Source organism: Pseudomonas sp. (assembly GCF_035277045.1).
In the GTDB taxonomy this organism is placed as follows: Bacteria; Pseudomonadota; Gammaproteobacteria; order Pseudomonadales; family Pseudomonadaceae; genus Aquipseudomonas.
Genome location: NZ_DATELE010000042.1, coordinates 1 through 2,276, shown reverse-complemented (window position 1 = coordinate 2,276; position 2,276 = coordinate 1). Strand labels below are relative to the sequence as shown.

Here is a 2,276-nt window from a genome sequence, read left to right as displayed (position 1 = left end):
ACTACTGCAAGCTACAAGGGCGCACCATCAACCAGTGGCTTGCCGAGCCTGGCAGCATGCCGGCATTTCTGGACGCGCTGGTCGTCCAAGGCTGGATCACCCGCGATCAGGACCCGACGCTGAGCCGCTTCTGGCGGATGATCGAAGGGCCCACCGCGCCGATGTTCGGTGTGTTCACCGCTTACGAGATGCAGTTGTGGTACGACTGGATCGCGGGAGACTGGCGAGCACCGCCTGGCAGGCGCCTGCCGCCTGGCAAATGGGAAGCGCAGACCCAGCCTCCGACGGCCCCGGGACAACGCGCGCCACAGCAACTGGACACCCTGATAGAAATGATGGCCGGGAACCGCCATGCCTTGCCCGAGGGGCTGCTCGCGACCCAGGCTTACGCCCGGATAACCGGTCTGGCCCATGAAGGACCTCGCTGATGACCCTGAACGACGAACAGATCCAAACCGACCAAGCCTTGCTGCAACTTGGCCGCCGACTGCAAGCCGATGGCTATCAGTTCACCTGCGTGACGCCCCTTACCCAGGCCCGTAACAATGCCCGCGGCAGCAAACAGGCCAGCACCCTGCGCGATGTCTTTGGCTGGAACCGGCCGTTTCCGGCCAGCCTGCTGTCCGCTGACGAGGTCGCCCAGATGACCGCGGCACAGGTACTTGACCGGGAAGGCGACCTGCTGCGTAGCCGGGTACGCTGGTCGAACCTGGATGACCTGCTGCTGGTGCATGCCGGCTATCCCACGCAGCAAGAGGACGCCGTGTTCTTCGGGCCGGACAGCTACCGCTTTGCCCACGTGATCCAGGACCACCTGCAGCATCATTTCAAGGCGGTCGAGCATGCCGTGGACATTGGCTGCGGCGCCGGTGCCGGTGCCTTGCTGATCGCCTCGGCGGCGCGCCACGCCCAGGTCACGGCGGTGGACATCAATCCGCTGGCGCTGCGCTATACCGCTGTGAACGCCGCGCTGGCCGGCCTGGGCAACGTGACCGTCGCCCAGAGCGATATCCTCGACGGCGTGGCAGGCACCTTCGACCTCATCGTGGCCAACCCTCCCTATATGCTCGACACCAGCAAGCGCTTGTACCGTCATGGCGGGGGCGCCCTGGGCGCTGAATTATCGCTGAGGATCGTCGAACAGGCATTGCCCCGACTGAGCCCCGGCGGCTCCCTGCTGCTTTATACGGGCGTTGCCATCGTCGAAGGCAAGGATGCTCTGCTTGAGGCCGTCCGCTTGCGCCTGAGCGGCCCACAGTGGCAGTGGCACTACCGGGAGCTGGATCCGGACGTCTTCGGCGAGCAGCTCGAGGAGCCCGGCTACAGGGAGGTCGAGCGCATTGCCGCGGTGGCCCTGACCGTGACCCGCAGCACCTGACCGGGCCCCTGCCATGGCCCGCCCCTGCGACTTCGGTATCGAAGAAGAGTACTTGCTTGTCGACCGCACCAGCGGCCAGGTTGTCGCGCGGCCTTCGCCAAGGATCGTAAAGCTGTGCCGCGATGTGATCGGCCAGTACCTGGCCGAGGAAATGTTCCGCAGCCAGATCGAGATCGCCTCGCCAGTCTTTGCCAACACGCACCAGGCGCGTGAGTTTTTCACCAGCAGCCGCCGAGGGCTGGTCACCGCGCTCGCCGAGGAGAACGTGGGACTCTACTGCGCCGCAAGCCATCCCTCGGCCTTGTGGGCGCGCCAGCAGCCGCGGCCTTCGGCGCACTACCGGCAAGTCTTCGACGACTACCAGCATGTGGCCCGGCGCAGCCTGCTGTCCGGGCTGCACGTTCACGTCGGGTTGCCGGACGGCTGTGACCGGATACAGCTGATCAACCGGGTGCTGTACTGGACCCCGCTGCTGCTGATCCTCAGCACTTCCTCGCCGCTGTGGGGCGGCCAGGTCACTGGGTACATGAGCTATCGCAGGGTAATGTGTGGCGAGTGGCCGCACATGGGACTGCCTGAACCGCTGGCGGACTGGAGCGCCTATCAACGCTACCGCGCCTTGCTGCAGCGCACCGGCGCGCTGGCCGTCGATGGGGCGATGTGGTGGGCGATCCGGCCTTCCCATAGATTCCCGACGGTCGAGCTGCGCATGACCGATGCCTGTCCACGCCTTGAAGACACGCTGTGCATCGCCGCGTTGTTTCGCCATCTGGTCGAGCATTGCGCCGTGCCGCACTACGATGTCCCGAACCTCAGCCGCGAGATCCGCTGGATTACCCAGGAAAACTACTGGCGGGCTCTGCGTTATGGACGCAAAGGCGAGTACATCGGCGTGCAC

Annotated in this window: 2 protein-coding genes and 1 pseudogene; all 3 read left to right on the top strand. The window is 65.3% G+C overall.

The genetic code is table 11. The annotated features are described in order from the left end of the window. Window positions 1–428, top strand: a pseudogene (locus VJS90_RS02200) (iron-containing redox enzyme family protein); the annotation flags it as partial. Then, window positions 428–1,378, top strand: a complete 951-nt coding sequence (locus VJS90_RS02195; RefSeq protein ID WP_324118651.1) for a class I SAM-dependent methyltransferase — start codon at window positions 428–430, stop codon at window positions 1,376–1,378. The pseudogene VJS90_RS02200 and the gene VJS90_RS02195, both read left to right, overlap by 1 nt. A 13-nt stretch (window positions 1,379–1,391) precedes the next feature. Continuing rightward, window positions 1,392–2,276 (top strand): carboxylate-amine ligase (locus VJS90_RS02190; protein ID WP_324118649.1); only part of this gene is annotated, 885 nt, incomplete at its 3' end.